Raw genomic sequence first — 19,185 nt, 5'->3', positions numbered from 1 at the left:
CTCCAGCGGCGAGTTAGACGGTTTTCTCGTCTTATTCCTCTTGCCTCTGCGATCCACCCACTAAAGCAGGGGCCGTCATGAAAGCTTTATAAGCAGCAAGACAATTCCAGCGCTTGCATGGGGATTTGTCAGGGCTGGTTCCGCTGGCAATAACAATGTTGCTGCTCCATCCAACAAATTTCCCCAGCCCCATCCGCGGAAGACGGTTCCTGCCGCAGCATCCGTCCAGTTTCTTGGGAGAAATCGACCCTTGTTTCCCCTGTCTCATTTTTGCAGCTGGGCAAGATGTTCTTTGTCCGTTCCGTCCGGACGCGCCGCTACCGCTGCACCCGGACCTCAGACGGCGCCAGCCCCCGGTAGCGGCGGAACGTGCGGCTGAAATAACTCAGGTCGTTGTAGCCCGCAGCCATCGCGATCTCGGCGATCGTCTTCTCCGTATTGCGGAGCAGATCCTCGGATTTGTTGATGCGGATCCGATTGACGTAGTCGGTGACGGTGCGCCCCGTCAGCTGGCGGAACAGCCGGCTGAAGTGGAACCGGCTGAGCGAAGCGAGCCCCGCCAGCGAATCCACCGTCAGCTCCTCCGTGTAATGCGTCTCGATATGATGGAAGATCGGCCGGAACCGCTCCAGGTTGCGCAGCCGCGCGCGCGACTCCGGCTCGGTCAGCCTGACCTCGACATAGCCCCGCAGCAGCAGCGTCAGCAGCCGGTACAGCAGCGATTTCACCGACAGCTCGAAGCCGGGCTGGCGCCAGGCGAACTCGCCCTCCAGCTGCTCCATGCAGGCGTTCAGCTGCCCGTCTCCGCGAATGACGTTGCGGAACAGGATGCGGTTCTGAACGATCGGCGTGATGTATTTGGTTTCGGCCGCGTCTGGAGACAGGCTTTGCAGCAAGCCCAGATCGGCGATAAGGCAGTCGTATTCGATCTCGTCCGACAGCAGGATGCCCATATGGATATCGTTGCTGTTCACCGCGATCAGATCGCCGGGTCCGGCTTCGTAGGAAGTGTAGTTGCATTCCACGATTGCATGCCCCGAACGGATGTAGAGAAGCTCCATATGATTGTGCCAATGAGCCTCGAACAGAATCCGGCCGCGTCCCGCAAAGCGCGAGGTGCACAGCTTGACCGGGAAGTTCGGGTCGGGCATGCTCATTTCCTCCAGTAGCGAAAGGGGGCGTTCCATCGGCCGGTCCTCCTTCTAGGGCTGGTTTCCGCCGGCTGCCGGGGCAGCCGCGAACCGCACAATTGTACTAATAGAGCGCATGATCACCCATGCCGAATGAAGATGGCGCCGCTATACTTTCACTATATAAGGTTACCAAGCCAATGGGGAGTGAAGCAAGCATGAGTATCCGAATCGGCGTCATCGGAACGGGATCCATCTCCGAGTTCCACCTGCAGTCTTATGCGGCCAACAAAAACAGCGAAATCTACGCCATCTGCGACATGAATCGGGAGAGAGCCCAGACCGTCGCGGACAAATACGGCGCCACCAAAGTATACGCCGATTACCGCGAGCTGCTCGCGGATCCGGACGTGGAGGCGGTCAGCATCTGCACGTGGAACAACACCCATGCGGAGATCAGCGTCGCCGCGCTGGACGCCGGCAAGCATGTCCTCGTGGAGAAGCCGCTCTGCCGTACCGTCGAAGAGGCTTATCGGATTCAGGATGCGGTGAAGCGCTCCGGCAAGCAGCTGATGGTCGGCTTCGTCCGCCGCTACGATCCCAACGCCCTGATGCTCCATTCGTTCGTGGAGAACGGCGAGTTCGGCGACCTGTACTTCGCCAAAGCTTCGTACATCCGCCGCATGGGCAATCCCGGCGGCTGGTTCTCCGACAAGTCCCGCTCCGGCGGCGGACCTGTCATCGATATCGGCGTGCATGTCATCGACCTGTGCTGGTATCTGATGGGCCGTCCCAAGGTGAAGTCGGTCAGCGCCAACGAATACAAGCATCTGGGCAACCGCGCCAACATCAAGCATCTGTCCCGTTATCAGGCCGCGGACTACAACGCCGAGCTCAACGATGTCGAGGATATGGCCAACGCGCTGATTCGATTCGAGAACGGAGCCTCCCTGCTCGTCGACGTCAGCTTCTCCTTGCATACGGTCAAGGATGAAGGCATCGTCAAGCTGTTCGGCACGAAGGGCGGCTTCGAGATCGATCCCGAGGTCGTCATGGTCACCGAGAAAAACGACATCATCCTCAATACCTATCCGCAGACGGACAGCAAGGGCATGCAGATGAACCGCGCCTTCCAGAGCGAGATCGACCATTTCGTCGATTGCGCGGCGAACGGCAAGCAGCCGATCAGTCCGGTCGAGGACGGCGTCGAGATCATGAAAATACTGGGCGCGATCTATGAATCGGCTGCCCAAGGACGCGAGGTGACGTTCCCATGAAGCTCGGACTCAGCACCTACAGCCTTTACCAGGCGCTCAGAGCGGGTGAGATGACCGTTCTCGACGTCATCGACTTCACCGCGGAGCATGGCGGCGAGCATGTGGAGATCGTTCCTCTCGGCTATGAGCTTACCGGCAACCCCGAGCTTGTCGGCCAGATCGTGGAGCGGGCGGCGCAGCGCGGAATCGCTGTTTCCAACTATGCCGTCGGGGCTAATTTCCAGGGCCTGTCGGAGGAGAACTATCGTGCCGAGATCCAGCGGATCAAGGAGCAGGTCGACATCGCCGCAGCGCTCGGCGCCCGCTTCATGCGGCATGACGTGGCCAGCGACACCGATCTGTCGATCGGCAACTTCAACCGTTCCCTGGATAAGCTTGCTGCGGCCTGCCGCGAAATCGCCGATTATGCCGCAGGCTTCGGCATTACGACGAGCGTCGAGAACCACGGCTACTTCATCCAGCACAGCGACCGCGTCCAGGCTCTCGTCGAAGCGGTTGACCGTCCCAACTTCCGGACGACGCTCGATGTGGGCAACTTCATGTGCGCCGACGAGAACTCGGTCGCGGCCGTGAAGGCCAATCTTCCTATCGCTTCCGTCGTCCACTTCAAGGACTTCTACCTGCGTCCTTCCTACCGCAATCCGGGCGAGGGCTGGTTCCGCACGGCCGGCGGCAGCTACCTGCGCGGCGCGGTAATCGGCAATGGGGACATCGACATGCCGGAGGTCGTCCGCATCGTCAAGTCTTCCGGCTACGACGGATACGTATCCGTCGAGTTCGAGGGCCTCGAGGATTGCCGCCTCGGCGCCAGAGCCGGGCTGGCCAACCTGCGCCGCCTGTGGGAAGAAGCCTGAGCTGAAAAACAACCAAAGAAGGCGGACCCGATCTCTGGTCCGCCGATAAGACGAAAAAAAGCGCCCGGAAAACGGGCGCTTTTTCGTCTTGGTTCAAAACGGGGCTGCCGCCGCGAAGCAATCCAGCCACGCTCTTCTCGTCTCATGAACGCGCCGCTTGGAGCGAGGCAATCGCATTGAGCAGATGAAGCTGCCGCACCGGCTTGGCGACGGCCGAGCTGAACAGCTGCCGCACCTCATCGGGCAACGGCTTGCCGAGCGGCGCCAGCAGCACGAGAGGCAGCTCGGGCTGCTGGCCGCGCAGCCTTTCCGCCAGCTCCGCTGCCGCCATCGATCCCGGCATGTCGTCGATCAGAGCCAGATCGAACTTCTGCCCAATTTCAAAACAGGCCAGCGCTTCTTCGGCCGTCCGGACGGCCTTGACCGACATGTCCCAGCGCTCGGCCAATCTCGACAGCGACTCCAGCGTTCCTGCATGATCGTCGACTATGAGCAAGGACTTGCCCCGCAGCATGGCGCTGCCGTAAGAGCTCGAAGGCATGGACTGCTTGGTCAGGTCAATCGTGAATCCGACCTCGGTGCCTTGCCCCAGCACGCTGCGCGCCTCAATGCTGCCTCCGAGCAGCTCGGCCAGATTCTTGCTGATGGCCAGCCCGAGCCCCGTGCCCTTGTAATCCCGATCCGGGCGGGATTCATGGACCTGGGCATATTTGCCGAACATCTCCTTGATTCTGGACTCTTCGATGCCGATGCCGCTGTCCTTGACGGAGATGGCCACGAACAGGCTGTCCCCGGTTGTTCCCGGAGCCGTCTGCACCGACACGGCAATCTCGCCCCTGTCCGTGAACTTGATCGCGTTGCTGAGCAGATTGGCCAGCATCTGCTTGATCTTGCCTGAATCGCCGTAAAATATAGGCAAATCCGGAGGCAGGTCGATGATCAGCTCAAGCCCTCTGGAGGAGGCTTTGGATGCGTACAAATACACGGTTTCCTCGATGAGCGAGACCAGATCGAACGGCTGCTCCTCCAGGCTCATCTTGCCGGCCTCCAGCTTGCTGTAATCCAGAATGTTGTCCAGCAGCGTCGTCAGCGTGCGGTTGCCGGCTTCGATCAGCTTGAGATAGCCGACCTGCTCCTCCGACAAGGCCGTGTTCTGAATCAGCTCCGTCATGCCGGCGATCCCGCTCACGGAGTTGCGGATTTCATGGCTCAGCATGGCCAGCAGGTCCGAGCTCCAGTTCAGCTTGCCTCGCGTAAGATCGTTCTCCTGCTTCAGCCATCTGGACAACGATTCGGCGTATTGCTTCTCGCGCAGCAGCGACTTCTGGAGCTTGCTCTGATCCCGGACTTTGTTCTCCATTTCCACGATGTAGGACAAAAATACAGCCATGGCGCTGATCGCCTTGATATCCGCCTCGCTGAATACATGCCCCGGCTTGTGCAGGCCGCAGACGGTTCCGTAGGAGCGGCCGCTCGCCAGCACGATCGGGACGCCGATGAAGGATCGGTTGCCCATAACGGCCGTAACCTCCATATGTCTGGCGAGGCCATCGTTCGTCGTATGAGGGATATAAAGAAGTCCTGTGCTGTTCTTCACGACAAGGCTGCAGTAGCTCTCCTCGAACGGGAGCCTCGTTCCTTCGCCGACGAGGATTTCGCTGCGGTTGAACGCCTTGATGATCTCGTTGACCTTGCCGTCGTTGGTGGCGATGAAAATGGAATCCAGCATGAGAAGCCTGCTGAGCACATCAATGATATAAGTCGAAGCTTCTTCTATATTGGCAAAGAATTTCTGGGGGATAGTCATGGTTCACCCGATTTCTTTTAGCTTGCCTCTCTATTCTACAGGAAGGTTCATGCGCTGAACAGGCGTTCGCCTTTAAATGAAGCCGGTACAGAGTTTCTCGTTTCTTGCCCGACTGCGTTTCGAATCCTATCCTTCCCAAAACCTTCGGCCTATGCTATGATATGAAAGCGTTATCAAACGCCACTTTCTTACCAAGCAAGGGGGATAACGGAATGATTAACGTGCCATCAAACGACCGCAATGTGTACGAGGACTTTGATGTAGAGACGGACATTCTGTATTACAGGCTCGGCTCCTTCGGACTTGTAAGCTTCCACGGCAGCAACTACAATATTAAAAAGAAAATGTCTGCCGACCAGATCAACCGGTTGTGCCGGAACGGACTGTTCTATCCGGTCGCTTCGGGATGTTACGTGAATACAGCCAAGATCAGCGGAATCGAAGAGGGAGCCGTCTACTTCGGCAGCACCGGCCCCGAAGCGAAGCGCGTGTCCCTCTCCCGCTGGAAGGCCTATCAGCTGCGCAGCCATCTGTCGCAGGCGCGCAGCAACCCTGCCCAGTAATCAGCCGATTCCATGGCAGGCCAATGAAAAAGCCTCTGCTTGCGCAGAGGCTTTTTTTTCATGGAACCGCCAGCTAGTCCTCGTCGCGCTTCACGCCGAGAATCTTGTATTCCGGCTCGGGGCCGTACAGCTTGGAACGGACCATGAACCACTGGAACAGATGAGTGACGAATACCTTGAGCACCGCATAGCCGGGCACGGCGAGAATGATCCCGAGGAAACCGAACAGCTTGCCCGAGGTAAGGATGACGAAGATGATTGTAATCGGGTGGATGCTCAGCGTCTTGCCCATGACCTGCGGCGAGATGAACTTGCCTTCGATCAGCTGCACGCAAGTCCATACGACGACCATCTTCAGCAGCATGATCGGAGAGGTGAAGGCGGCTACGACGAGCGCCGGCGTGATGGCGATGGCAGGCCCGATATAGGGAACGACGGCCGTGCAAGCAGCTACGATGGCGAGCACAAGCGCGTAGTCCAGTCCGATGATCAAATATCCGATGAACAGCAGCGCTCCGATGCATAGGCTCACGATGATCTGGCCGCGGATATAGGAGCTGATCTGATGATTGGACTCCGTCAGTACGCGGCGTGTCTCTCCCCGCATCGTCGTAGGCAGCATGGCCGTGAAGAAGATCGGCAGCTTCTTGCCGTCCTTGAGCATGTAGAACAGGATGAACGGCAGCGTGACGATCGCCAGGACGAATTCCGTCACCGTGCCGAGGAAGCCGCCGATGTTGGCCAGCGTGCTCTGGAGGATTTTGCCGGCTCTGCTCGACAGCTCCTGCGCGATCTTTTGCGGATCGTAATTGAGGTTCGTCTGAAGCTGGGTCACGAGATCGCTTCCGAGATAATAAGTCGTCTTGTCTTGGACATACTTCGTATAGACGGGAATATTGTCCACGAGACTCGTCAATTGCTCCCGGATGATCGGAACGACGATCGTAATGAGCAGCGTCAGCAGGCCGATGATGATGACGTACAGCGCCGCGATGACCCATCCGCGCTTCATGCCCTGCTTCTCCATCCAATCGACGAGCGGATTGAGGAGGTAATAAGCGACTCCAGCGAGAAGCATCGGCAGCAGCACCGTCTTCGCCAGCACGAGCAGCGGAACAAAGATGAACGTAATATGCGCGAATACAAGGATGTTGATCCCGACAAGCAGCAGAACCAGCAGGAACAGCACGAATTTGTTGTTGATGAAGAACTTCTTGAACCGGTCCAGTCTGGCTTCCGACTGGCGGTCTTCCTGCGTCAGGTCCACTTAAAGTCCCTCCCGAGAGTCAGCCAATTATTGCCTTCCTCCAAATGATAATCTTCCCCGCCGCCGACTGCAAATACTAAGGCGGCCCCACCAAGGTTCATACGCAGCAAAAGCCTTTTGGATTCCGCTTTCTTCCCTTTACGTTCTTTTCTTTTCCGTCTATAATGGGAATATAGCGGTTTTGAAATGAAGTTTCACGGAATGAAACCTCGACTCGGTTGCTGCCAAGCGCCGTTTTTTTGACGCGTTTCATTCCGGAAACCCAGCTGTGGCAACACCTTTCCCGCAGCCGTCCTTTTCGTTTCCTAATTGCAAATTGCCTGAGGGGAGCAAAGCTAGATGCCATTGCAAAATCAGTACTCGGTCCGTTCTACGCTTGAAGTCGGCGGTAAGTCCTACACTTACTACAGCCTTCAAGGTCTGGAAGAGAAGGGACACGGAGCCATCTCCAAGCTTCCGGTCTCCATCAAAGTCCTGCTCGAAGGCGCCGTGCGCCAGTTCGACGGACGCGGCATCACTGCCGATCACGTGAAACAGCTCATGAGCTGGGCCGAGAAGCGCGAAGACAAGGAAATCCCGTTCATTCCGTCCCGTATCGTCCTGCAGGATCTCACCGGCGTGCCGGTTGTCGTCGATCTTGCGGCCATGCGCGAGACGGTCAAGAAAGCCGGCGGAGATCCGAAGAAGATCAACCCGCTCGTGCCGGTCGACCTCGTCATCGACCACTCCGTCATGGTTGACGCCTTCGGCTCGCCTGACGCTCTGGAAATCAACCAGAAAATCGAATTCGAGCGCAACGCCGAGCGCTACAAGTTCTTCCGCTGGGCGCAAACCGCGTTCGACAACTTCCGCGCGGTACCGCCGGATACGGGCATCGTCCACCAGGTCAACCTGGAATATCTCGCTTCCGTAGCCACGACGAAGGTGATTGACGGCGAAACGGTCGTCTTCCCGGACTCCCTCGTCGGCACGGACTCCCATACGACGATGATCAACGGCCTCGGCATCGTAGGCTGGGGCGTCGGCGGCATCGAGGCCGAAGCCGGCATGCTCGGCCAGCCGCTCTACTTCGTCGCTCCCGAGGTCATCGGCTTCAAGCTGACCGGCATGCTGGCGGAAGGCGCTACGGCGACCGACCTTGCCCTGACGGTTACCGAGATTCTCCGCAAGCGCGGCGTTGTCGGCAAGTTCGTGGAATTCTTCGGCGACGGCCTCTCCAACATCAGCCTGCCTGACCGCGCGACGGTCGCCAACATGGCTCCGGAATACGGCGCCACGGTCGGCTTCTTCCCGGTCGACGCCATCACGCTGAACTTCCTGCGCCAGACGGGCCGCACGGAAGAGCAGATCGAGCTGGTCGAGGCTTACTACAAGGCTCAAGGCATGTTCCGCACGGACGACACGCCGGATCCGACGTTCACCGACGTCATCGAGCTCGACCTGTCCACGATCGTTCCTTCCCTGGCCGGTCCGAAGCGTCCTCAGGACCGCATCGAACTGACCGCCATGAAGGAAGCTTGGAGCAACACGGTCCGCACGCCGGTCGACAAAGGCGGCTACGGCCTGTCCGACGCCAAGATCGAAGAAGTCGTCGAAGTGAAGCACAAAAACGGAAAAGTGAGCCAAATGGGCACCGGCGCCGTCGTGCTGGCAGCCATCACGAGCTGCACGAACACGTCCAACCCTAGCGTTATGCTGGGCGCCGGCCTCGTGGCCAAGAAAGCCGTTGAAAAAGGCCTCGTGAAGCCGGAATACGTGAAGAGCTCCCTGACTCCGGGATCCCTTGTCGTAACCGACTACCTCACGAAGTCCGGCCTGCTGCCTTACCTCGAGAAGCTCGGCTTCTACGTGGCGGGCTACGGCTGCGCGACCTGCATCGGCAACTCCGGCCCGCTGCCGGACGAGATCAGCCAAGCGATCGCCGACAACGACATGACGGTCGCTGCCGTCCTGTCCGGCAACCGGAACTTCGAGGGCCGCATCCATGCCCAGATCAAAGCCAACTACCTGGCGTCTCCGCCGCTCGTAGTCGCTTACGCACTGGCCGGCACGGTCGACATCGACTTCGCGAACGATCCGATCGGCCACGACCAGCAGGGCGAGCCTGTATACCTGCGCGACATCTGGCCTTCCTCCGAGGAGATCGCGAACGCGGCAAGCTCCGCGATTACGCCTCAGATGTTCCGCGACAAGTACGACAATGTCTACACGCACAACGAGCGCTGGAACCAGATTCCGGTTCCGCAGGGCGAGCTGTACGAGTGGGATGAGAACTCCACGTACATCGCCAACCCGCCGTTCTTCGACAGCCTGGCGGACGGCATCCGCGACGTCGAGGACATCAAGCATGCCAAGACGCTCCTGCTGCTGGGCGATTCCGTCACGACGGACCATATCTCCCCTGCAGGCAGCATCCGCGCCGACTATCCGGGCGGCAAATACCTCATCGAGCACGGCGTGGAGAAGAAGGACTTCAACTCCTACGGTTCCCGCCGCGGCCATCACGAGGTCATGGTTCGCGGAACGTTCGCCAACATCCGCATCCGCAACCAGGTCGCTCCGGGCACCGAGGGCAGCTACACGACTTACCTGCCGACGGATGAAGTGACGTCCGTCTACGAAGGTTCGATGAAATATCAAGCCGACAAGACGAACCTCATCGTCATCGGCGGCAAAGAGTACGGCACCGGCAGCTCCCGCGACTGGGCAGCCAAAGGTACGTTCCTGCTCGGCGTCAAAGCCGTCATCACCGAGAGCTTCGAGCGGATCCACCGCGCGAACCTGGTCGGCATGGGCGTTCTGCCGCTCTGCTTCCAGGAAGGCCAAGGCTGGAAAACGCTCGGCATCACGGGACGCGAGACCTTCGACATTGAAGGCCTGAGCAACGACGTGAAGCCTGGAGACAAAGTGACCGTCGTCGCTACGCGGGAAGACGGCAGCACCTTCCAATTCCAGGTTACTGTCCGTCTGGACTCCCTGGTCGAGGTCGACTACTACCGCAACGGCGGCATCCTGCAGACCGTTCTGCGCCAGATGCTGAGCGAGCAGAAGTAAGCTTTCGAATGACTAAATAAGATTGAAGCAACAAAACAGGAGAAACCGAGCCCTGCTCGGTTTTCTCCTGTTTTTTTTACCTGCCCATACAGCCTTCTCAAGCAAATTGCAGACAAAACAAACTGCCCGACCACCAGGCTTACATGTTCAAGCCTAGAAGCAGGAACAGTGGAAATGACCGTTGGTTTAAAAAAGAATTACAACAAAGGAATAGGCAGATAATGAACTGCTTTTCCTTGAGTTATTTTGTCAATCACTCATTTAGGTTCGGTCGTCGTTTCTTCAATATCTGTAAAATAGTGTAAATGTAGTGCTGAAGTACTATTCCTTTTTATTGGCTAAAAATATACATTTTTTAAACAGATTAATCTTGCAAAAGAATCAACAAATGATACCGGCGAGGCAAGAGACATAGCTACCGAACAACTAGTCTCAGCAATCTCTTCAAATCCACTCCAGCGGGCTGGTGAGTCATTTATTTTTTAAAAGGAGTTAATCTTAACAAGATGAAGAAACTATCCTGCTTTGTCCTATCCTTAATATGCACTTTCATATTGACATTGATCTTTACCCTTATATTTCGTTATAGCAATGCTGAAGGTGACCATATCATAATTTTTTCTCTACTGGTTACTATCTCCATTCAAATTTCGTTTGTAATCACATTACTGATTAGCCGAAAATGAAAACTTTCATCATTTGGGTTGGATTAAGAAATAATTTAGAGCGAATATAATATGAGTCTTCATATCTTTCTATCCTATCTCCACTGGCGTTGTCTAAATACGCTTAAATAAATGAGGAGGGTTCAATGGTCGGGGAAAAAACGTACTTTCTATGGATCGGCCTCGTATTTCTCCTTATCGTCTCTTTAATTGCATTTACTTCTGTACAGCTTGGACAGAATCGTAGCAGCACCGCACAATCTCATTTAAAAGGAACGATCGGCCATACCATGTTCAATTATCGATCTCACTTGAATGCTATTGCGGATGAAAGAACTCTTTCAGATCAGAATCTGAATCAAGCGCATGACAGGTTGTTGGCCTGTCACGCCTATGCAGAAACGCTGGACTTTGCTCTAAGGCCTGTCTTGCCTATGTTGGTTCCTGCAACGGAAAGCATGCTGCAAATTGTCGATTACCTGGAACGGCAACGAAATGCCGACCCTTTAAATTGGACCGAAAAGCACACTCAAACCTATACAAAGCTTCTTGATTTCATACAAGCGATGAATGATCCCTTAAGCCGGGTTTATTATGAACCAGACTCCCATGAAGGTACTGGAATTTCACTAACCCTTCATAACACAGACGAGATGAAAACCTATAATGACGCTTTGCGCTCTTACGTCTCCAGCCTGAACTAAATGCAGATGAGCATGAAAAGGGCGGTTCTTAGAAGCCTCTGAAATTCAAAAACTGCTGGCATTCATGCCAACACAGCAAAAAGGGACGAAACTGGAGCTTTATCGGTTTCGTCCCTTTTTATGGCCGCTTTTCTAGGCAGATTATGGGCAGTGCGGAGCCATCCGGCATCCAGCCAACATCATTCCAAGCCCTTTTCCCTCTATGAAAAGCAAAGAGGCCTCCCTTCGTGGAGGCCTCTGAAAAAGAAGCAAAGGATGCGGAATCATTCTGGAGAAACGAACGTGCTCGCCTTTGTCCCCGAAATTCAACCGCTAAAGGCGGTAAATCAGAGAATTTTGGGAACAACAGCGATCGGAAAAATGATCCGCACGCGCAGCGACACCTTTTTCAGCGGCCTTCCCTTCGGGCAGCCTCTTATTTCCCCGTTTTGAAGGCCGCATCATGAGCCTTGGCGAAGTCGGCCGGAGTGATCTCGCCCCCGAACAGCGCCTGGATCTGGTTCAGGTGGACCTCGGCGGCGGCGCCCGCCATCTGCACGTCGGCGAACAGCGTAATGCTCGTCGCCTTGTTCACTTCCTTGAGCAGGTCGACGTACAGCTGCGGCAGCTCGATCTTGGACGTGTCCACCTTGGTGGCCGGGATGACGCCGGCGCCGTTGACCGACTCCTCGCCCCATCGCTTCACGAAGTACTTCACGAACTTCTTCGCTTCTTCCCGGACCGGGGAGTTCTCGGCGACGAACAGGCCGACGCCCGGACCGCCTACCCAGCCGTCGATATTGCCCTTGCCGCCGGCTATCGTCGGAAATTTGAAAAAGCCCATGCTGTCGCGGAAGTCCTGCGGGATGTTGGCGCTCGTCGTGTAGTTCGGGAGCTCCCAGGTGCCCATCAGATACATGGCCGCCTCGCTGTTCATATATTCCGCTTTCACTTCGTCGTTCGACAGGCCGTTGAAGCCTTTGTTGAAGGCATTCATGGCGACCAGATCCTGCACGCGCCTGGCCGCCTCGACCAGGCCGGGCTCGGTGAAGGAGGAGGCGCCCTTGATGGCGCTCGCCAGCTTCTCCGTTCCGGCGATGCGGTCCGCCAGGTACATGTACCAGAGAGAGCCCGTCCAGCGGTCCTTGTTGCCCAGCGCGATCGGCACGACGCCATGGTCCGCGAGCGTCTTCACGATCTTCAGAAACTCGTCGTAGGTGGCGGGAGGCTGCAGGCCGTATTTCTCGAAGATGCGCTTGTTGTAATAGACGGGAGCGATATTGAACTCCAGCGGCAGCGCGTACGTTTTGCCGCCTGCCATATAGGCTTCCGTCGTGCCCGGAATGAACGAGTCCTGCAGCTCGCCGTGCAGCAGATCGTCAAGAGGCGTGAACAGCCCGCCTTGGACGAAATCCTGCAAATAACCGGCCGCCCAGGTGAGGCCGACATCCGGCAGCTCGTTGACGGCGGAGAGCACCCTGATCTTGGCCTTGTACCGCTCATTGTCCAGCACTTCCTGCTTGATCGTGACGCCGGGATTCTCCGCCTCATACTCGGCGACGATCTTGTTCACGATCTGGTGCTGGCCCGATGCGCCGCCCTCCGGCCACAGATGCATCATATTGATCGTCACCGTCTGGCCGGCTTCCCCGCCAGTCCCTTCGGAATCGCCGCCCGAGCCTTTTACGCATCCGGACATCATGAGAGCCAGGGCGGCTGCAAGAGCCGCGACCGCTCGGATTTTTTTGCCCACGTTCATAGCCTCCACCAACCCGCTCGCAGGATGAGCTCCGGACGGAATGAGCGCCTTACTCCTTCACTCCGCCAAGCGCTACGCCCGCGATAATATATCTCGACAGCAGGAAGTATATCACAAACAGCGGCAGCACGGTCAGAGACAGCCCCATGTAGATCGAGCCGAATTCCGTCTTGTAGATATCCCCCTTGAGCAGGCTGACCATGATCGGCAAGGTGTACTTGCTCTTGTCCGTGAGGAGGATGAGCGGCATGAACAGGTTGTTCCAGCTCGCCACGAAGGCGAAGATCGCCTGAGTGGCGATCGCCGGAACCATGATCGGCAGGACGATGCGGTTGAAGGTGTAGAACTCGCCCGCGCCGTCGATCCGCGATGCCTCCACCATCTCGATGGACAGCGTCGCGAGCAGATACTGCCGCATGAAGAATACGATCGCCGGCGCTGCGATGGACGGCAGGATGAGCGGCAGGAAGCTGTTCGTCCAGTGCAGCTGGTACATCATCTTGTAGAAGCCGATCGCGCTCGCCTGGGCCGGAATCATCATGACGAGCATGATGAAGGTGAAGAACGCCTGGCGCATCCTCCAGTTGTAGGCGACCAGGGCATAAGCGGTCAGCGACGAGAAGTAGACCGCGCAGATCGTCGAGAAGCCCGAGATGATCAGCGAGTTGAAAAAGCCCTTGAGCGGATCGAAGCTCTTGCTGAGCAGCACGTCCAGATTGGTCTTCATGTGGACCGAAGGCAGCAGGGAGAGGCCGCTTTGGATTTCCGCCGTGGAGCGGGTGGCGTTGACGAACATGATCCAGAAGGGCAGGATGCTCAGCAGCGACAGGATGATGCAGACGACATAAACGATTGTTTTGTTGATGCGAAGGGAGACTCCCGCGCTTTTTTGAAGGTTGGCCACGCCTTACATCCCCCTTGCCGCCGCTTCAGCAGCTTTATTCCGATTTTTAGCCGCTTTTTTGGCTTTAGCCGCATCGCGGTCGCGCATGAGGTAGAACAGCAGGGCCGACAGCACGGCCGCAATGATGAACATGATCATGCTGGCGGCAGCGGCGCGGTTGTACATGTAGCTGCCCTTGAACGCCTGACCGTAGATGAACACGGAGGTCGTCAGCGTCGCGTCGTCCGGCCCGCCGTACAGGAACAGCTGCGGAATGTCGAACAGCTGCAGGCCGCCGATCATCGATGTGATCAGCGTATAGAGCATGATCGTCCGCAGGCTCGGCAGCGTCACGCGGAAAAAGATCTGCCATCCGTTCGCCCCGTCGATGGAGGCGGCCTCGAACAGCGCGGGGTTGATGCCCATGACGCCTGCGATGAGGATGATCATCGTGTTGCCGTACCACATCCAGAACTGGATGAACGCGACGATTCCCTGCGCCGTCGTCTTGTCCTGGAGGTAATTGACGGGAGAGTGGATCCAGCCGAGCGACTCCAGCAGGCTGTTGATCGGTCCCATCGGATACGAGAACAGCGAGTTGAACAGGACGGCGATCGTGCTCGCCGTAATGATGTTCGGCATGTAGAGCAGCACTTTGAATATGCCCTGCCCCCGCACCTTCGTGCGCTGGCTCGTGAACCAGGCGGTGAGCAGCAGCGCCAGCAGCATCTGGGGAATGAAGTTGAGAATCCAGATGAGGGCTGTGTTGGAAAGCGACTTGCGGAAGGAGACGTTGTCGAAGAGAAGATACCTGAAGTTCTCGAACGGCTGGTCCAGGAAATGGACCGGCTTCGGGATGACTCCCTTCATATCCGTAAACCCGATGACCGCGGTATACAGAACGGGATAGAACGAGAATACCAGGAACGCAAGCAGGAATGGCAGGCTGAACAGATAGCCGAATTTTGAATAGCTGACGCCCTTGCGGCGCATGGCTCTCACCCCATATCGATCAAATTCAGATAAGGGGCGGGATGACCCGCCCCTTTGGCGCTGTTACTCGCTTTCGATTCCGAGCTGATCCTGGACCTTCTGCTTGAAGTCCTTGATCGTCTGCTCCCGGCTCTTCTTGCCTTCGGAATATTCGCGCACCTGATCGCGCCAGATGAGGTTGATCGATTCGTCGTATTGGGTGAGGTTTTTGCCTGTCGCGTTGGCGTTGGCCGGAACGAAGACGTCGAACATGTTCTGTCCGCCCAGCAGGTCGACCTTGCCGTCCGATTTGGACATGACGACGGAGGAGGCTACGCTGTCCTTCGTGCCCTGCTCGCCTTCCTTCATCGTGCCGTTCGCCCAGTAGTACTGGAGGCCCGTCTCGGAGGAATCAAGCGTGACCCACTTGACGAAATCCGCCACGGCCGCTTTTTTGGCGTCGTCCTTGGCCGCTTCCTTGTTCGCGAGCAGCCAGGTGCCGCCCCAGAAGAAGCCTGTCGTCGGCTCCGTTACGGCCCAGTCGCCGCTGGTGTCCTTCACTTGGCCGTTCATGACGTAGTTGATGAGCCAGGCGGGGCCGAAGAAGCCGAAGATCGGCTGCTTGCCGGTGCCGGACATATCCGCATACCAGCCCTCGGTCCAGTCCTTCGTGTCGTTGGAATAGCCGTTGTCCTTCAGCTTCTTGGAGAAGTCGAGGAACTGCTCCCGCTTCGGATCGATATGCAGCTTGCCGTCTACGAGCCAGCCTTTGTCGGAGCTGTTTTCAATCGGATGCCAGATGTCGCCGTCGCCGGAGACGATGCCGTAGCCTTTGGCCTTCAGCTTCGCGGCCGCATCGAAGAACTTATCCCAGCCGGGACCGATCTCCGTCTTGATCGCAGCGGGATCGTCGGTGCCGAATACGTCCTTGGCGAGCGAGCGGCGATAGATGAACGCCCCGCCGGTCGCTTGATAAGCGAGCGCCTTGAGCTGGCCGTCCTTGCTGCCGATGTCCACGGAATATTGGGCGATGCCGGCATCCTTCACCAGCTGGTCCTCCAGGCCCAGATCGGCATAGTTGGCCGCGTAGTCGGAAGCGTCGCCCTGCGTATACTTGAGAACGAAGGCGGACTCGGCCGCATAGATGTCCGGAGCGTCCTTGCCGCCGCCGGCGAGCGCCTGGTCGAGGGCCGGCTGGTAAGCTCCGTCCGTCGTCGCGATGACCGTCGTTTTGAAGTCGACGTTCGCATCGGGATGGGTTTCGAGGTATTTTTTCGTCATGTTCGGAATTTCATCCGTGAAGCTCCACAGATTGATCGTGACCTTCTCCGCAGGCTTGCCCGTCGCGGAGCCCGTATTGGAGCTGGTACCCGAGTTGCTCGCCCCTGCATTGTCGGCGGGCGAATTCGAGTTGCCGCCGCATGCAGCGAGAACAGATGACAACAGAACGATAGCCGTCGTGGTCGATAAAACGCGCTTCATGTGTGTTTCCTCCCCTTTTTGTGACGCACTGTTCTTGTAACCGCATACATAATTATAAAATTTGCAATGTAAGCGCAACAGTAACAGCGATTGGGAGAAATTCCACTTTTATCGGATCGATGAATCGGCGTCCAGCACCTGGCTCCGGTACTGCCTCGGGCTTGTCCCCTCGTTGTCCTTGAACACCTTGATGAAATATTTGGCCGTGCCGTAGCCGACCTTCTCGGCGATCTCGGAGATCGGCATCCGGGTCGAGACCAGCAGCTCCTTGGCCCGCTGCAGCCTTAGGCGCGTGAGATAGTCGCTGAAGGTGACGCCGGTCTGCTCCTTGAACAGCACGCTGAAATAACTCGCATTGAGATGCGTCAGCTCCGCGACCTGCTTCATGCTGATCGGCTCCTCCAGATGGGCGTCGATATAGCTGATGGCGTCCTTGATCGGCGTGCCGTAGCGCGCTTCGCCGCGGCCGACCTCCAGCAGCTTGGCGTCGACGAGCTTCTCCATCGCATCGATGCGGTCCCGGCCGTCGTCGAGCTCGAACGCTCTCTGCACGGTTTCCGCCAGGATATCCTTGTCCAGCGGCTTGAGAATGTAGTCGAAGGCCCCGAGCTGCAGCGCCTTCCGCGCATAGTCGAATTCGGCATAACCGGAAATGACGATGATGACGGGCAGAGGCCCGCGCCCCGCCAGCGTCTCCAGCATCTGCAGCCCGTCCACCTCCGGCATCCGCACATCCGTGATGATGATATGGGCTGTATTGAGTTTCAGCCATTCCAGCGCCTCGACTCCGCTCGCCGCCGTCTCGATCCGGTGCCGGCCCGCCGACCAGGCGGTGAGCGTCTTCTGGATGCCCAGCCGCGTGCGAGGCTCATCGTCCACAATCAACAACGTTTTCATCCGCGTTCGTCTCCTCCCGAAGGAATCGTGATCTCAAAGCTTACTGTCGTGCCTGAGCCGGCCTTGCTCTCGATATGCAGCCCGCCTCCGCGATCCGTGGAGCCGGGATAATGGAGCTTGAGTCGCCTTTGGACGTTGGACATGGCTACTCCAGCCCCTTTCTTGGAATCCTGGGGAGCGACGGCATCGAGGCTCTGCATGAGCCGGATCACCGTCTCGCCGTCCATCCCGATTCCGTCGTCGATGACGGCCACGGTCGCGAAGCCGGGCTCGGCGGAATGAATTCGGACTTTGACGGATCCTGGCACGATGCGGCTCTCCACGCCGTGCAAAATCGCATTTTCCACGAGCGGCTGCAGGATGAGCTTTGGAATCGGCACCTGAAGCAGCTCCTCCTCGACGTCGATGTCCCAGCTCAGCCGGTCGATGAGGCGCATTTTCATGATCTGCAAATAGCGCTGCGTGTGCTCCACCTCGTCGCGGACGGTCACCCACTCATCGTCGGCCGCCGCGCTGCCGATGACATAGCGGAACAATCCCGACATGGCGAGAATTGTCCGCGCCAGCTCGCTCTCCTCTTTTTCCTCCAGCGACCAATAAAACGCTTCCAGCGTGTTGAACAGGAAATGCGGATTGATCTGCGCCTGCAGCGCCTTGAGCTCGGTGCGGCTCTGGGTGAGCTCCTTCTCATAAACGACCTGGATCAGCTCGTTCATATGGTCGACCATCCGGTTGTACGTGTGGTTCAGCTCGTTGATCTCCATCGTCCGCAGGCGGTTGTCGCCGGCCGGAATCGGCTTGAGCCCCCCGAATCGGGCGCTGCGCATCGTTCTCATGAGCTGCTGGATAGGCCGCGTGATCATCGTCGACAGCAGCAGCGTCAGCAGCAGGAAGGCGAAAGCGGCGATTCCGATCGACACATAGATGGCCATTCGCAGCACCGAGATGCCCTCCGTCGCCGCCTCGACCGGCAGGAGCAGCACGAGCTTCCAGCCCGTGACGCCGGAATGCTGGCGGACGGCCAGCATCCGCTCCTGGCCGACCGTCACGGTGCTGCCGCTCTGGGCGATGACCGCCGACGCCGTCTCGTCATCCATATCCGACAGGATCGGATTGCCCTCGGCGTCGCTCAGCAGCATGGACTCCCTTCCTTTGGACGGATCTCCTCGGCTCTCCGATTGATCCATCTTGAAGTAATCCCGGTTGACATGAACGACCACGTAGCCGCCGGGCGAATAGGCATGATCGAGCAGGTTGATGCGGCGGACGGCGAGCACCGTGTCCGGCGATCGCGGATCGATTCCGATCCAGGCGAGGCGGCCCTTCTTTTCGTCCGCTGCCGCTAGCGCATCTCCGGAAATGCGGTTCAGGCTCGTATCGTCGAGCGGGAACAGCCGCTTGTTGCCGATGGTGTAGAGCTCCAGCGAGCTGATGCCGGAGGAATAGGCCATGTAATTGTTCGCGATCTGCAGCAGCGACTGGCGCTCGTTGAAATTGGAGCGGATCCCCTGCACCTCCCGGGAGAGCAGCTTCTGCACATAGGAATCCGCAGCGACCTGGGTCGTGAGCGAGTCGATCCCCTTCAGCAGCGCATCCAGCCGCCCGTTGGCCTGAATGGCGGTCTGCTGGATATGCTTTTCCGCACTTTGCTTGAGAAGCACGGACACCTCTCCGTAAATAAACGCTCCTGCAAAGGTCAGCACGAGAATCATCGTCAGCGTAAAGCTGATGAAGATCTGATTTCGCAGCGTGTTGGTCTCCCGCAGGTGGCCCAGCAGCCGATTGCCCCACCCTCTCACTGGCAACAGTCCTCGCTTCCGTCATGCTAGAATGCTAGCATCAACGTAATGGATTCGGATAATCGTGTCAAATGGTTGTTGCTCCCCCGAAAA

14 protein-coding genes are annotated in these 19,185 nt (G+C 57.6%); 5 read left to right on the top strand and 9 right to left on the bottom strand.

Annotated elements, in window-relative coordinates:
* Positions 1–317: 317 nt before the first annotated feature.
* On the bottom strand, positions 318–1,187 hold the full coding sequence (locus PHU01S_RS22335; RefSeq protein WP_048745143.1) for an AraC family transcriptional regulator: 870 nt from the start codon (positions 1,185–1,187) through the stop codon (positions 318–320).
* A gap of 161 nt (positions 1,188–1,348) precedes the next feature.
* On the opposite strand from PHU01S_RS22335, the gene PHU01S_RS22330 reads away from it, so the two are divergent.
* The gene (locus tag PHU01S_RS22330) at positions 1,349–2,407 is read left to right on the top strand and encodes a Gfo/Idh/MocA family protein (RefSeq protein ID WP_049869124.1); all 1,059 of its coding nucleotides are present in this window, start codon (positions 1,349–1,351) and stop codon (positions 2,405–2,407) included.
* Positions 2,404–3,261, top strand: a complete 858-nt coding sequence (locus PHU01S_RS22325) for a sugar phosphate isomerase/epimerase family protein (protein ID WP_127510035.1) — start codon at positions 2,404–2,406, stop codon at positions 3,259–3,261. Before PHU01S_RS22330 ends, PHU01S_RS22325 begins: the two co-directional genes overlap by 4 nt.
* Before the next feature lie 142 nt (positions 3,262–3,403).
* On the opposite strand, the gene PHU01S_RS22320 is transcribed toward PHU01S_RS22325, so the two are convergent.
* Positions 3,404–5,068 carry a hybrid sensor histidine kinase/response regulator gene (locus PHU01S_RS22320; protein WP_127510033.1) on the bottom strand — a complete coding sequence of 555 codons (1,665 nt, stop codon included), beginning with the start codon at positions 5,066–5,068 and terminating at the stop codon, positions 3,404–3,406.
* A 212-nt stretch (positions 5,069–5,280) separates the two neighbouring features.
* Here PHU01S_RS22320 and PHU01S_RS22315 point away from each other — a divergent pair, with 212 nt between their 5' ends.
* A complete protein-coding gene (locus tag PHU01S_RS22315; RefSeq protein WP_049869121.1) occupies positions 5,281–5,631 on the top strand; it encodes a hypothetical protein in 351 nt (116 codons plus the stop codon).
* Between the two features lie 73 nt (positions 5,632–5,704).
* Here PHU01S_RS22315 and PHU01S_RS22310 read toward each other — a convergent pair whose 3' ends face one another.
* Positions 5,705–6,898, bottom strand: coding sequence for an AI-2E family transporter (locus PHU01S_RS22310; RefSeq protein ID WP_021878247.1), 1,194 nt, complete (start codon positions 6,896–6,898; stop codon positions 5,705–5,707).
* 339 nt (positions 6,899–7,237) lie between these two features.
* On the opposite strand from PHU01S_RS22310, the gene acnA reads away from it, so the two are divergent.
* Positions 7,238–9,952 (top strand): aconitate hydratase AcnA, encoded by a 2,715-nt coding sequence (acnA, locus tag PHU01S_RS22305; RefSeq protein WP_021878248.1) that lies wholly within the window; start codon positions 7,238–7,240, stop codon positions 9,950–9,952.
* 811 nt (positions 9,953–10,763) lie between these two features.
* Entirely contained in the window at positions 10,764–11,321 is a 558-nt protein-coding gene (locus PHU01S_RS22300; protein ID WP_127510030.1) for a hypothetical protein, read from the top strand.
* Positions 11,322–11,736: 415 nt separating this feature from the next.
* On the opposite strand, the gene PHU01S_RS22295 is transcribed toward PHU01S_RS22300, so the two are convergent.
* The 6 genes from PHU01S_RS22295 to PHU01S_RS22270 all read right to left on the bottom strand — a co-directional run bounded on the left by PHU01S_RS22295 (position 11,737) and on the right by PHU01S_RS22270 (position 19,092).
* Positions 11,737–13,053 carry an extracellular solute-binding protein gene (locus PHU01S_RS22295; protein WP_373864557.1) on the bottom strand — a complete coding sequence of 439 codons (1,317 nt, stop codon included), beginning with the start codon at positions 13,051–13,053 and terminating at the stop codon, positions 11,737–11,739.
* A gap of 55 nt (positions 13,054–13,108) precedes the next feature.
* Positions 13,109–13,963: a carbohydrate ABC transporter permease gene (locus tag PHU01S_RS22290; protein WP_048745141.1), complete on the bottom strand. Its 855-nt coding sequence runs from the start codon at positions 13,961–13,963 to the stop codon at positions 13,109–13,111.
* Positions 13,964–13,966: 3 nt separating this feature from the next.
* On the bottom strand, positions 13,967–14,935 hold the full coding sequence (locus tag PHU01S_RS22285; RefSeq protein WP_127510028.1) for a carbohydrate ABC transporter permease: 969 nt from the start codon (positions 14,933–14,935) through the stop codon (positions 13,967–13,969).
* A 63-nt stretch (positions 14,936–14,998) separates the two neighbouring features.
* Positions 14,999–16,396, bottom strand: a complete 1,398-nt coding sequence (locus tag PHU01S_RS22280; RefSeq protein WP_049869119.1) for an ABC transporter substrate-binding protein — start codon at positions 16,394–16,396, stop codon at positions 14,999–15,001.
* 108 nt (positions 16,397–16,504) lie between these two features.
* Positions 16,505–17,293 carry a response regulator transcription factor gene (locus tag PHU01S_RS22275; RefSeq protein WP_021878254.1) on the bottom strand — a complete coding sequence of 263 codons (789 nt, stop codon included), beginning with the start codon at positions 17,291–17,293 and terminating at the stop codon, positions 16,505–16,507.
* A complete protein-coding gene (locus PHU01S_RS22270) occupies positions 17,290–19,092 on the bottom strand; it encodes a cache domain-containing sensor histidine kinase (protein ID WP_307721820.1) in 1,803 nt (600 codons plus the stop codon). Before PHU01S_RS22270 ends, PHU01S_RS22275 begins: the two co-directional genes overlap by 4 nt.
* Between the last annotated feature and the right edge of the window lie 93 nt (positions 19,093–19,185).

Source organism: Paenibacillus humicus NBRC 102415 (genome assembly GCF_004000905.1).
GTDB lineage: Bacteria > Bacillota > Bacilli > Paenibacillales > Paenibacillaceae > Paenibacillus_O > Paenibacillus_O humicus.
This window is presented reverse-complemented; position numbering and strand designations above follow the sequence as displayed.